At 67.8% G+C, this 11,932-nt stretch carries 9 protein-coding genes and 1 pseudogene; 5 read left to right on the top strand and 5 right to left on the bottom strand.

What is annotated here, in order from left to right:
• Positions 1-247 precede the first annotated feature (247 nt).
• Positions 248-1,093: a DNA-3-methyladenine glycosylase gene (locus BSZ39_RS10705; RefSeq protein ID WP_083603271.1), complete on the bottom strand. Its 846-nt coding sequence runs from the start codon at positions 1,091-1,093 to the stop codon at positions 248-250.
• Positions 1,081-2,139: an LLM class flavin-dependent oxidoreductase gene (locus BSZ39_RS10700; protein ID WP_073717323.1), complete on the bottom strand. Its 1,059-nt coding sequence runs from the start codon at positions 2,137-2,139 to the stop codon at positions 1,081-1,083. Before BSZ39_RS10700 ends, BSZ39_RS10705 begins: the two co-directional genes overlap by 13 nt.
• A gap of 139 nt (positions 2,140-2,278) precedes the next feature.
• On the opposite strand from BSZ39_RS10700, the gene putP reads away from it, so the two are divergent.
• Positions 2,279-3,814 carry a sodium/proline symporter PutP gene (putP, locus tag BSZ39_RS10695; protein ID WP_073717322.1) on the top strand — a complete coding sequence of 512 codons (1,536 nt, stop codon included), beginning with the start codon at positions 2,279-2,281 and terminating at the stop codon, positions 3,812-3,814.
• 140 nt (positions 3,815-3,954) lie between these two features.
• Complete coding sequence (locus BSZ39_RS10690) at positions 3,955-5,430, top strand: patatin-like phospholipase family protein (RefSeq protein WP_073717321.1); 1,476 nt, start codon at positions 3,955-3,957, stop codon at positions 5,428-5,430.
• Between the two features lie 31 nt (positions 5,431-5,461).
• On the opposite strand, the gene ddaH is transcribed toward BSZ39_RS10690, so the two are convergent.
• Both ddaH and BSZ39_RS10675 read right to left on the bottom strand, forming a co-directional pair.
• On the bottom strand, positions 5,462-6,238 hold the full coding sequence (gene ddaH / locus BSZ39_RS10685) for a dimethylargininase (protein WP_073717320.1): 777 nt from the start codon (positions 6,236-6,238) through the stop codon (positions 5,462-5,464).
• Positions 6,239-6,288: 50 nt separating this feature from the next.
• Positions 6,289-7,578: pseudogene (locus BSZ39_RS10675) on the bottom strand (alpha/beta hydrolase family protein).
• A 61-nt stretch (positions 7,579-7,639) separates the two neighbouring features.
• Here BSZ39_RS10675 and BSZ39_RS10670 point away from each other — a divergent pair.
• Together BSZ39_RS10670 and BSZ39_RS10665 are read left to right on the top strand one after the other, a co-directional pair.
• On the top strand, positions 7,640-8,452 hold the full coding sequence (locus tag BSZ39_RS10670) for a sugar phosphate nucleotidyltransferase (protein ID WP_073717317.1): 813 nt from the start codon (positions 7,640-7,642) through the stop codon (positions 8,450-8,452).
• On the top strand, positions 8,449-9,717 hold the full coding sequence (locus BSZ39_RS10665) for a galactokinase family protein (protein WP_083603269.1): 1,269 nt from the start codon (positions 8,449-8,451) through the stop codon (positions 9,715-9,717). The genes BSZ39_RS10670 and BSZ39_RS10665 overlap by 4 nt, the downstream gene beginning before the upstream one ends.
• 17 nt (positions 9,718-9,734) lie before the next feature.
• Here BSZ39_RS10665 and BSZ39_RS10660 read toward each other — a convergent pair whose 3' ends face one another.
• Positions 9,735-10,976, bottom strand: a complete 1,242-nt coding sequence (locus BSZ39_RS10660; RefSeq protein ID WP_073717316.1) for a threonine/serine exporter family protein — start codon at positions 10,974-10,976, stop codon at positions 9,735-9,737.
• Positions 10,977-11,050: 74 nt separating this feature from the next.
• On the opposite strand from BSZ39_RS10660, the gene BSZ39_RS13265 reads away from it, so the two are divergent.
• Complete coding sequence (locus tag BSZ39_RS13265; protein ID WP_073717315.1) at positions 11,051-11,815, top strand: alkaline phosphatase; 765 nt, start codon at positions 11,051-11,053, stop codon at positions 11,813-11,815.
• Positions 11,816-11,932 lie beyond the last annotated feature (117 nt).

Genomic DNA, 11,932 nt, shown 5'->3' with positions numbered 1-11,932 from the left:
CCAGAGGGTTCCGCAACCCCACCAACTACCGCCTCAGAATGCTGCTGATCGGCGGAGGCCTACGCACCTAACCCACGCTCAAGTCCGAAGGGCCGTTTTAATGAGCTCGCGCTGGAGCGGATGTGGGCCGAGGCGCTCGATGCCAATCCTGCCTCGGTGCGGATTTTGCAGCGGCTCGGCATGCGCGAGACGGGCCGGGGCGAGGACGCAACGTATTGCGGCGCGCCGACGTACTACCGGCAGTTCGCTATGACCGCGGACGAGTTTTGGGCGCGGCCGGGCGGTAGGGCGAGACCGTCGGCTCGCCCGTAAGCGCGAACCGCCAGGGATAGCGTCCCGGGTCGCCGCCTTCGCCGGAGACGCCGGTGCGGCCGGTCGAGACGTAGGCATCGGGCGACGCGGGATGCGTCGGCAGCCAGAGTTCGTATCTGCGCGGGCGTGTGTCGGAGTCGAGCGAGTCTGGCGCCAGCAAGCCGGCGTGGTCGTCGTGGTTGAGCGGTGCCCCATCGTCGGTGCGCGTCAGGCCAAGCGCGGCCGCGAGGTTGCCCGGCCCGCGTGTGAGATGCGTGTCGGGGATGCTTGGCGAGTATTGCGAGTCGGACGTGCGGGTCGACCGGGATGTGCGGGCGAGGCGAAGCTCGATGCGGCGGGCGCGGGCCATCTCGATTCCGTCGACGATCTCGCCAGCCCGCAGCAAGATTGCTCCGACCTCGCCGTCGTCGTGCGCGACGACGTTCACCGCGTGGTGCATCCCGTAGGAAAAGTAGACGTAGATATGGCCCGGTCGGCCCGCCATGATCTGCGTGCGCGGCGTCAGGCGCTGGTAGGCGTGCGAACCCGGGTCGGCCAGGCCGCAGTAGGCCTCGACCTCGGTGAGGCGCACGGCCACGTCGTCGACCCGGAAGATGCCCCCGAGCAGCCTGGGTGCGAGCTCGACCGGATCGCCGCTCAGGTCGGACGGCGAGGCGCGGTACAGTCGCCGCTCGTGGGCGGGCGCGCTCGCCCGGTGCGAGGCGTTCGGGCGGCTGCCTGACGAGGCGCGGTGCCGTTGCCGCTCGCGCCTGGCGCGGCCGTCACCCGCTAGTTCTGCCATGCCTCGGCGAGTAGTTCGTAGGAGCGGATGCGCATTGCCGGGTCGAACGTGTACGTCGCCGTGATGAGTTCGTCCACCTCGAATTCGGCGGCAAACTTCTCTAGGTACTCAACGACGGTGGCCGGTGAGCCAACCGCCGAGATCGAGCGCGTCGAGATCAGCAGTGCGCTCAGGCGGGGGTCGAGGACCGCATCGAGGTCATCCGTCGGCGGCTGCAGCGGGCCCGCCGTGCCGGTGCGGATCGCGGCCTGCAACTGGATCGCCGTCGAGTACAGGTACTTTGCCTCCTCATCGCTCGGGGCGACGAGCACGTTGACGCCGGCCATGACGCGCGGCGCCTCGACCTGCGCGGTCGGTGCGTCGGAGGCGAAATGCGCGCGGTAGATCGCGAGCGCCTCGCTCATCTGCGCGGGCGCGAAATGCGAGGCGAAGGAGAACGGCAGGCCAAGGACGGCCGCCACCTGCGCGCCGCCCGTCGAACTGCCGAGCATCCACAGCGGCACGCGGGTGCCCTCGCCGGGCAGGGCGCGCACGCGGTCGAGGGCCGCGAGTTCCGGGTTCACGAAGCGGGCCTGCGCGGCGGCGGTGTCCTCGTCGTCGCTTGCCACATGCCCCAAATACTGGGCTAGTTCGGCGACGTCGGCGGTAAATTCTCGTAGTTCGGCCCCGCCGCGACGCAGCGCTCGGGCGGTTGCCGGGCCGGTGCCAGGCGCGCGGCCGAGCCCGAGGTCGAAGCGATCCCCGTAGAGCGTGGCGAGCGTCCCGTAATATTCCGCGACCATGAGCGGGGCGTGGTTCGGCAGCATCACGCCGCCCGAGCCGAGCCGGATGCGCGACGTGTGCTCGGCGAGGTGGCCGAGCAGGAGCGACGTCGCCGACGACATGAACGTCTCCGAGGAGTGATGTTCTGCCATCCAATAGCGGTGGTAGCCCAACTCGTCGGCCCGCACCGCAAGGCGCGTGGAGGCGGCGAGCGCGTCGTGCCGAGACATGCCGGCAGACACGGGAGCGAGGTCAAGAATCGAGAGCGTGGGGCGCGTCGGCATGCTTCCGGTCTAACGCGATTGTTGCGGTATGGCAACATCTGCCACGATCGGCGGAAAAGTCGGTAGGCTCGGTCCACAACCCCGGTATTCCCCTGCCCGGGGACACGTCCGCACTCCTAACCGACACGAAGGCGGTTCCATGTCAGAAACGACAGCGCAAGCCATTGCCTTGATTATCTATTTCGTCGGGATGATCATCATCGGGCTTTGGGCGTATCAGCGCACCGATGACCTCGACGACTACATGCTTGCGGGGCGCAAGCTGCCCCCGGCCGTGGCAGCCCTGTCCGCCGGCGCCTCCGATATGTCCGGCTGGCTCCTCATGGGCCTGCCCGGCGCCCTGTACGCGAAGGGCCTGGTCGAATTCTGGATCGCGATCGGCCTGACGATCGGCGCATACCTCAACTGGATGTTCGTCGCGCCGCGCCTGCGCACCTACACGGAGGTCTCACGCAACTCGATTACGGTGCCGTCGTTCCTCGATAACCGCCTGCGTGACAAGTCGCGCCTGCTGCGCATCGTCTCCGGCCTCATCATCTTCGTCTTCTTCACCTTCTACGTCTCCTCCGGCATGGTCGCGGGCGGTAAATTCTTCGACTCCTCCTTCGGGATGGACTACCACCTCGGCATGGTCCTCGTCGCCGGCATCGTCGTCCTCTACACCCTCATCGGCGGCTTCCTCGCCGTCTCCTGGACGGACCTCGTGCAGGCCCTCATGATGGTGACGGCGCTCGTCATGATCCCGGTCGTCGCCGTCATGGAGTTCGACGGCGGCGCGGGCGACCTATTCAATAAGGCCGCCGAGGTTAACCCCCTCGTATGGTCGATGCTGACGGGCACGACGGTCATCGCGGTCGTCTCCAACCTCGCGTGGGGCCTGGGCTACTTCGGTCAGCCGCACATCATCGTGCGCTTCATGGCCCTGCGCACGGCGGCCGACGCCAAGGCCGGACGCCGCATCGGCATCGGCTGGATGATCATCTCCGTGGTGGGGACCGCGTTCGTCGCGATCGTAGGCCTCGGCTTCTACGCCGGCCGGGGTGAGGAACTCGCCGATCCGGAAACGGTCTTCATCGCGCTCTCTCGTGTGCTGTTCCACCCGATGATTTCCGGCTTCCTGCTCGCCGCCGTGCTCGCGGCGATCATGTCGACGATCTCCTCGCAGCTGCTCGTCACCTCGTCGGCGCTGGTGGAGGACATCTACAAGGTGTTCTCGAAATCCTCGCGTCAGCTCACCGAAAAGCGCATGGTGCTCTACGGCCGCATAGCCGTGCTCGCAACCGCCGTCATCGCGGCGCTGCTCGCATGGGATCCGGGCTCCTCGATCCTCGAGCTCGTCGGGTTCGCCTGGGCCGGCTTCGGCGCGGCGTTCGGGCCGATCATCCTGCTGTCACTGTTCTGGCGCAAGCTCACCTACCAGGGTGCGCTCGCCGGCATGATCGTCGGTGCCGTCACCGTCGTCGTATGGGGCAAGTACCTCAAGGGCGGCATCTTCGACCTGTACGAAATCCTGCCGGGCTTCCTGCTCGCGGGGCTGGTCGCGTACTTCGTCTCGAATGCGACGTACACCGAGAACGCGGAGATTGAGGCCGAGTTCGAGGAGGCCAAGCGATTGGCCGCCGACGGTGGCTCGCTGAGCGACGAAGAGCGCAAGTCGCGCTCGGTTAACCGCTAGGGAGCCCGTCGCCGCTGAGGTGCCCGTCGCCGCTGAGGCGCCGCTGCCCCACTCCGCCCCGCAGAACCTTTTCTGGGCTGCGGGGCGGAGCTGTGTGCGTGAGGGGCGCGCTCGGGTTGACGCGTCCCTACACTGAGACCATGTCCGTTTTTGACACGCTGCGCTCCTCGGCTCGTCGGCTGCTCACCGGGGCGCCGCCGCCCGAAAAACGTCGGGGGCTCGTCCTCGCCGGCGGGGGTGCGCGCGCGTCGTTCCAATTGGGCGCCTTGCACCGGCTCATCGCGGTCGAGGGCATGCACTTCGACGCGATCGCCGGGACGAGCGCGGGCGCGATCCTCGGTGGCGTCGTCGCCCAATACCGCGATGCGGCCGGCCAGCAACAAGCCGTCGCCGATCTGAGCCGACTCTGGCGCGAGATGACGGGGCCCTCGGATATGTTCACCGAGCGCACGTGGTTCGAGCTGCTCCAGCATCAGGCGCCCGTCTGGCAGCGCATCATGCGCTCCGATGCCGCGTCGCGCACGCCACGCACGATCGAGATTCCGTCGTTCACCTGGCCGTTTCGGCGCGGCGAGACCAGCGAGCCGACGACGGTCTCACTCCCGCAGTTGCCGCAGGCGTTCACGGCGATCTCCGACCTGTGGTCGGTGGCGGGACCCGGCTCGGGATTCGATTCGATCGCGCGCGGGGCGCTGACGAGTTCGTCGATCTTCACGCCCGGTCCCCTGGTCGATCGCATCCTCGCCGAGGCGTTCGATCCCGCCCGGCTCGCACGCTCGGGCGTGCCCGCGCGTTTTGCGCTCGTCTCGCTGGAGACCGGTGCCCTGCGCTATGTCGACGCGTATGGCCAACTGCGCGATCGGGACGATCGGCCGCTCGGCATCGAGGTCGATCTCGTCGACGCGATCGCGGCGTCGTGTGCGATTCCGGCCGTCTTCCCGCCGGTGCGGCTCGCCGACGGGGAGCATTACGTCGACGGCGGCGTGCGGATGAGCCTGCCCGCAGACATCATGCTCGACCACCTGCCCGTCGACGAGACGTATGCGATCTGTTCGGCCCCCGCGGGCGTGCAAGAGGCGGAATCGTTCGCCGACTCGAATATCGTTTCGACGATCGTGCGCTCGAGCGCGACGCTCATGAACGAGGAGCTCGCACGTCAGGAGCTCGCGCGGGCGCGCGCGGGCGGGGCGATCGTCATCGATCCGCAAACCGAGGTCCACGACGCAATGACGGTCGCGCCGGGACTCATCCGGATCTCGATGGATTACGGCTATCTGCGAGCGTCGCAAGTCCTCGCGGGCGCAAGCGTCGAGGAGCAGGACCACGCGCGCCACCTCGTCGAGATTCGGCGGCTCATTTGGGCGTTGCAGGCGCAAGAGCAGAATGCGCCGCCGCTATTCGGGGCCGAGGATGTGGCCAATCAGATCCTGGCCGCGGCCCGGCGAGCGGCAACACCCGAGTCCGATGAGCCGGATCTCGAGTCGCTGCAGGCCACGGTTCGGGACCTCACGCTCGCACTGCCCGGCAGCCAGCTGCCGCCGGGCTCGAGCACGTGGGGCCGGCGCGATGAATTCATCACCGACGGCGCCGGGGGCGGGGAGCTCACCGAGGCGTAGCTGCAGGCCGCACTGTCGACCGAGCGGCGCGTCAGTCCGGCATGCCGCGCAGGCGCACCGACAGGCACGTCACGCAGCCCTCGAGTTTTTCGTACTCGGAGATATCGACCTCGATGACGTCCAGCCCGCGCTCGCGGAAGAGCTGTGCGGACTTCGGGGCGTCGGCCGCCATGAGGACGGTGTTCTCGTCGAGGATCACGACGTGGGAGCCGGATTCTTCGGGGACCGGCAAAAACTTTTCCCACACGCTCGGGTCGTCAACGAGCGGCTCATATCCGACGACGGTGCCGTCGGGCAAGGCGGTGACCGCCGATTTCAGGTGCAGCACCTTGGTCAGCGGCACGGTGACGACGCGGGCGCCGAGCGGCTCGAGATGCTCCGCGAGCTGGGCGATGCCCTCGTCGTTGGTGCGACCGCCGCGGCCCACCCACACGGTGCCGCCGAACTTCAAGACGTCGCCGCCATCGAGGGTGCCGGGCGCTTCGATGTGCGCGATGCGGTAGCCGAGCTCGCGCACTGCGGCCTCCGCGGCCAGCGTCTCCGGCTTGCGTTCATCGGCTCCCGGGCGCGCAATCACGGCCGTATCGCCGTAGACGACCATGGTGTCCTCGATAAACACCGCGTCAGGGCAGTCATCGGCGCGATCGACCTCGTGGGTCTGCCAGCCGGCACCATGCAGGGCGGCGACGTAGTCGTCCCACTGGCGCTCGGCAAGCTTCACGTCGACGGGCTCGCGTTCGATATGGGTGACAAGACCGTCGGCCAGGCGAGGCGAGGGCCGACGGATGAGCGCATGCTTCTTCTCCATACCTCCAGTGTGGCCCAGGCGCGCGCTGTGTGAAAGCGGATCGGGGCCGCCTACGTGTGCTGCGGGAGGTGCTTTGCCCAGAAGCCGAGGATCTCCTCGAAGCGATCCAGCCGGTGCCACGGCCGCCCCGAGCGGGACAGTTCGTGGTTCTCGCCCGGGAACACGACGCACTTCGCGTCGACCCCGTTCGCCTTCAGCGCCGTGTAGTAGCGCAACGCCTGCTCGATCGGGCAGCGCAGGTCCTGCTCGGAATGCAGCACGAGGCATGGCGTATCAACGTCGTCGACGAAGGTCATGGGCGACTGCGCCGCGACACGTTCCGGGTCGCTGCCGACTTATTCGTCGGAGAAGAACCAGCCGATGTCCGACGGGCCGACGAACGCCGCCGGGTCGAGGTAGGCGCGCTCGACGATGGCGCCGCGGAAGCGGTGGTCGTGCGCGATGATCCAGGCCGTGAGGTAGCCGCCATAGGAGCCGCCCATGATGCCGAGTCGTTCTGCGTCGAGCTGATCGAACTCGGCTAGGACGCCGTCGAGGAAGGCGAGGACGTCGTCGGCATCGAGGGTGCCGAGCGCCTGGCGGATGGCGCGGCCGTGGACCGGGTAGTCGTCCTTGGAGGGGTAGATGCGTTCTGCGGCGGGCAGGATCGTCGTCGAGCGCAGGCCGCGCGCGAAGTCGGGCAGGCGCGTGCGCTTCGGGGCGTCCTGCGGCGGGCACGCGCCCGAGACGCCGAGGAGGACGTCGGCCCCATCGGACGTCGTCACCGCGATGGGCGCATCCGAATCCTCGCCCTTGGTCTTGACGTGGATCGCGAACAGATCCGTGCGCAGGTTCGTGTCGTGGTCCTCGTGCAGGCCCGCGATCGCGAGGACGTGCCGGCCGGAGCTCGTGACGTCAGTCAGCGGGAAGCCGACGTCGCCCGAGGTTAGGCGCGTCGGGCGTGGCAGGGCCACCTCGAAGCGCTCGACGTCGTCCCCGTCGGCCAGCGCGGCCGCGCGCCCCACCGGCTCGAAGTCCGGATCCTCGTGGACCGCCGCGACCGGGACGTGGAAGAGGTGATGGGGGCGGTCGAAAATATAGCCGCGCCCGTTATAGCGACCGCGGTAGCCGGGCAGGATGCGGGGAGGTTCCGCGGCGGGTTCGATATCGGGCCGGCAGCGGCCGGCGCCGGGCGTGATCTCGCCGCTGGTCTGTCCGTGGCATGCGAATTCGCGCAGCAGGGACACGTTGGAGTCCGTCGCGAAGTCCGGTCGCGTGATCGCGACGACGATACGGGAACCGTCGGGCGCGATCGTGGGGGCGCCCGACTGGCGGATGAGGGACAGATCAACAGGGTGCATGTCCCGCTGCTACGGCACTGGCGCGTACGCGCAGCTTGAGCAACTTCGTTACGATTTGGCTATGCACTCTCGACCGACTAAGGCCGTCATTCTTGCGCGGGGGCTCGGCACCCGGATGCGCGAACAGTCCGCGACCGCAGAGCTCGATGCTGGCGCCGCGAAAGCCGCTGACGCTGGCGTCAAGGGGATGATCGACGTCGGTCGGCCCTTCCTGGACTACGTCGTCTCCGTCCTCGCCGACGCCGGAATCCGCGAGGTGTGCCTGGTTATCGGGCCGGAGCACGACATGATCCGGGAGCATTTTGAGCGGGTGCGGCCGACGCGGGTGTCGGTCAGCTACGCGATTCAGGCCGAGCCGCGTGGCACGGCCGACGCGGTCGCGGCGGCGGAAGAGTTCGCGGGCAAGGACCGCGTGCTCGTGTTGAACTCGGACAATTACTATCCGGCGGCGCTCGATACGGTGCTCGATGCGCCCGGCTCAGCGCTGCTCGGGTTTGATCGGGCGGCGCTCGTCGAGCAGTCGAATATTCCGGCGGAACGAATCGCGGCGTTTGCGATCCTCGACGTCGCCGAAGACGGCTCACTGCGGCGCATTATCGAAAAGCCCGATGCGCAAACGCTCGCGGCATTCGGCGATGGCGCGCCGATTTCGATGAACGCATGGGTCTTTACGCCCGCGATCTTCCCCGCGTGCCGCAACGTCGCACCGTCGGTGCGCGGCGAGCTCGAGTTGGCGTCGGCGGTTGCGGATGCGATGGCCGCGGGCGAGGTCTTCACCGTCGTGCCCGTCGCGGTCGGCTGCCTGGACATGTCGCGGCGCGATGACATCGCCGCGGTGCGTAAGCGACTGGCAGGGATCGAGGTGTCCCTATGAGCGATTCGAGCGGGATCCCGCTGCACCCGTCCGACGCGCGGGCGCACGCGCGCGGGCGCGAGGCGACCGCGTGGTTCGTTCCGGGACGCATCGAGGTGCTCGGCAAGCACACCGATTATGCGGGCGGGCGCTCGCTCATCGCTACCTCCGACGTCGGTATTACGTTCCATGCGCGGCGGCTGTCGGATCCGATCGTGCGGATCACGTCGCGCAGCGTCGACGATACGGTCACGCTGCCGCTGTCGACCGAGCAGGACGTGCCGCGCGGGCACTGGGCCGGGTATCCGGCGGCGGTCGTTTCGCGGCTGGTCGCGAATTTCGGCGACTGGGTGCCGGGCGCGCATGTCACGGTCGATGCGACGCTGCCGCTCGCGTCGGGCATGAGCTCGTCGTCGGCGATGATCGTCGGCCTATCGCGCGTGCTGTTCGACCTCGGCGGGATCGAGGAGCATCCCGCTTATCAGGCGCATATTCATCGGCCGGAGGACCTCGCGATGTACCTTGCGTGCGTCGAAAACGGCATGAGTTTTGGGGAGCTTGCGGGCCACCGCGGGGTCGGCACGTTCGGTGGGTCGGAGGACCACACGGCGATGCTGTGCGCGGCGGAGAATTCGCTCGTCCAATACCGGTTCTGTCCGGCGGTGCACGAGGCGACGGTGCCGTTCCCGGACGACTACTCGTTTGTCATCGCGGTCAGCGGGGTGCTGGCGGAAAAGACTGGGTCGGCGATGGAGCTGTACAACCGGGCCGCCCTGTCGACGACGCAGATCGTCGAGAAATGGAATAAGGCGACGGGACGCAAGGACGTGTATCTGGCCGATGCTGCGACGGCGGGCGGCGATTCGCGCGACCAGCTGCGCTCACTGACGACGTCGGATACCTATCTGCGCGGCCGCCTCGAGCAGTTCATGTCGGAGTCCGAGGAGTTCGTACCGAAGGCCGCGGCGGCGCTGTCTGCCGGACGGATCAGCGAGTTCGGGCGGATCGTCGATTCCTCGCAGCGCTGGGCCGAGGAGGGCTTGGACAATCAGGTGCCGGAGACGGTTCATCTGCAGCGGTCGGCGCGCTCGCTTGGCGCGATCGCCGCAAGCGCGTTTGGTGCCGGGTTCGGCGGTTCCGTGTGGGCGATGGTGAAGACGCCGGATGCGCCGGAGTTCACCGAGGCGTGGCTTGCTGAATACCGTCGGGCATTTCCCATTCCCGCCGAGCGCGCGTCGTCGATCATTACGCGCCCCGGTGGCCCGGCGCGCCGCATCGAAGACTAAGCGAGACAGGTTTTCGCTCAGGCGCGGCGGCGACGCACGCCGCGCGCGAGCGTCTTGGAGAATTCGAGTTCCTTGACGGCGCCTCCCAGCAGCGTGCCGATGGCGACGCCGACGAGTGCGCTCAGCGCCGTCACGAGCGGGGATGCCGAGTAGCCGCTGAGTTGGCTCGCGGTGAGGAACGCGAACGAGCCGGGCGCGACGATCATGAACGCCGGCAGGTACGTGACGTGCCAGGGCGGGCCCTTGGGGGCGTGCGCGAGGAGCTGCGCGCCGACGGATGACAGGATGGCGGCGACGAGGCCGCCGAGCGCGGGCGAGAATTCGGTGCCGAGGTAGACCTGGATGGCGCCGGCCGCGGTCGATAGCGCGATGATGGAGATCGCGTGCGTAAACGGGCAGTAGCAAAACAGCATGAGGCCGAGCGTGGCGAGGAAGATGCCGAGGAGCTTGATACCGAACGGGGCCGCGGGGGCGGCGATGTCGAGCAGGTCGCGCAGGGACCAATGGGCGGCGACGACGGCGAGCCAGATGCCGGCGAAGAACAGCAGGAACTGCATGAGGGCCGACGAGAGCCGCGCGGTTCCGGCCGACGAGTGCCCCGCGACGACGTCGGCGATCCCGGTGACGACGACTGAGCCGGGGAACAGGATCGCGAGGACGGCCACGATCGTGCGGAAGGGGTAGTCGAGCCAGCCGGTATCGGCGGCGAGCAGAATTGGGTAGGAGACCGTGAACGCGGCGAGGACGGGCAGGATCTCGGCGACGGCTTTGATGCGGCCGGCGAGCGTGGAAAGGCCCGCGATGACGAGGGACGCGATCAGGCCGACGATGATGTTCGGCCAGGCGGGACAGAGCAGCAAGATGAGTCCGACGCCGACGGGGATCGACCCCAGGTTCGCCACGAAGTACGGCCAGGCAGGTTTACGTTCGGCTGCGGTCGTGAGCCGGGCGCGGGCCGTATCGAAGTCGAGGGTGCCGGCGCGCAGTTCGGCGGTGATCGTGAGGAAGTCGGAGAGCTGGTCGAAACGAATGTAGGACTTCGCGGCCGAGAACTGCGGCGGCATATCCGGGCTGAGACTGACGAAGACGCCGGTCGAAAATGCACCGACCTGGGTCTCGGGATAGCCGAGTGCGCGGCCGGTCGCAATGACCTCTGCTTCGGTCTCGCGCGCGGACAGTCCGCCGCCGAGCAGCAGGCGCGCGAGCCGGAGCAGGAATTGGGTGGTGGGAGCGTCGTCGTTCCCCATCTCGTGGTGCACGTCGCCATCGTAGCCCCCAGGTCGCCTCGACGCTGCAGCAGTCCCGCGCGGACGAGTCCAAGGTTCCGTTCGACGTGCCGAATAACGACGTGCCGAACCTTCCGACGCTGACCGCTGGCGCGCTGAACGTCCTGGACAACAACAAGGACGGCTTCTTCCTCATGGTCGAAGGCGGCGCCATCGACTGGACCGGCCACGCCAACGACGAGGTCCGCAACATCGAAGAAACGGTCGATTTCTTCAAGTCGGTTGAGACCGTCTCCAAATGGGTCGAGACCAACTCTTCGTGGGACGAGACCCTCGTGATCGTTACCGCGGACCACGAGACCGGCTACCTCGTCGGCCCGAACTCCGATCCGGCCTTCGATGCGATCTCCGGCAACCAGGGCGAGGTCCCGAAGCTCAGCTGGCACTCCGGCGATCACACGAACATGCTCGTGCCCGTGTTCTTCAAGGGCGCTGGCGCTGCGACGCTCGCCGCTCAGGCGACCGGCAAGGACCCGGTGCGTGGTGACTTCCTCGACAACACCGCGCTCGCGAACTTCCTGCTGGAGGATCTGTGGCGCGTGACCGAACCGACGGAAGAGCCCACGGAAGAACTGACGGAGGCCCCGACCGAGGAGCCTACGGAGGCCCCGACTGAAGAGCCTACGGAGGCCCCGACTGAGGAGCCGACCGAGAAGCCTTCGCACGATGCGAAGCCGCTGCCGGTTAACCCGAAGAAGCCGGGCAACCCGACGATGCCCGTCACCGGTGGCGAGATCATCATGCTCGCGCTGTTGGCCTCGGGCCTCATCGGCTCCGGCGTGGCGCTTGTGCGTCGCCGTCAGGAGGCCTAGCAATCCCCTAGGAGGCGCCTAACTGTAGTTCCTTGGGACGTTGCGAACGGTCGAGATGAGATGAAGACCTCCGGCAGGATGTGGGTTACCACACTCGCATCCAGTCACCGGAGGTCT

The organism is Bowdeniella nasicola, from assembly GCF_001907295.1.
Lineage (GTDB): Bacteria > Actinomycetota > Actinomycetes > Actinomycetales > Actinomycetaceae > Bowdeniella > Bowdeniella nasicola.
Note: the sequence above shows the minus strand (reverse complement) of the source record. Positions and strands in the feature narration are given on the sequence as shown.

Coding starts and splice junctions, on each gene's coding strand:
- BSZ39_RS10690 (WP_073717321.1), top strand. CDS start 3,955: ATGTCCGTTTTTGACACGCTGCGCTCCTCGGCTCGTCGGCTGCTCACC.
- BSZ39_RS10700 (WP_073717323.1), bottom strand. CDS start 2,139: ATGCCGACGCGCCCCACGCTCTCGATTCTTGACCTCGCTCCCGTGTCT.
- BSZ39_RS10670 (WP_073717317.1), top strand. CDS start 7,640: ATGCACTCTCGACCGACTAAGGCCGTCATTCTTGCGCGGGGGCTCGGC.
- BSZ39_RS10705 (WP_083603271.1), bottom strand. CDS start 1,093: ATGGCAGAACTAGCGGGTGACGGCCGCGCCAGGCGCGAGCGGCAACGG.
- ddaH (WP_073717320.1), bottom strand. CDS start 6,238: ATGGAGAAGAAGCATGCGCTCATCCGTCGGCCCTCGCCTCGCCTGGCC.
- putP (WP_073717322.1), top strand. CDS start 2,279: ATGTCAGAAACGACAGCGCAAGCCATTGCCTTGATTATCTATTTCGTC.
- BSZ39_RS10665 (WP_083603269.1), top strand. CDS start 8,449: ATGAGCGATTCGAGCGGGATCCCGCTGCACCCGTCCGACGCGCGGGCG.